Source organism: Dellaglioa sp. CoH-57-MRSF-18, from assembly GCF_056781995.1.
This window is the reverse complement of sequence record NZ_JBXAXX010000293.1, coordinates 1-231: the sequence shown is the minus strand read 5'-3', so window position 1 is coordinate 231 and position 231 is coordinate 1. Positions and strand designations below refer to the sequence as shown.

The 231-nt window shown below is 55.4% G+C and carries 1 protein-coding gene; it reads right to left on the bottom strand.

Features of this window, described 5'->3' with window-relative positions; all coding sequences use genetic code 11:
- On the bottom strand, positions 1-231 hold a 231-nt coding region (locus tag AC1RPG_RS09010; RefSeq protein WP_481762644.1), incomplete at both ends, for a hypothetical protein.

The window sequence follows — 231 nt, the reverse complement described above, 5'->3', positions numbered from 1 at the left end:
ACAATCTGATCCAGACCGTAGCTCCGATTTTTCAGATCCTTCAGCTCGCGCCTGTAGTACGCCACCTCCGACTTCAATTTCGTCAACTCCGTCGAGAACGACTGCAATTGCTCAGGTCCCTTGAACATGACTTGACCAATCGCGCCGACGGTCTCCCCACGAGCGTTCTTGATCGGATGTCGCGTGACAACCCGCGTCACGCCTCGCATCTCCTGAATTGCGCCAATCTCC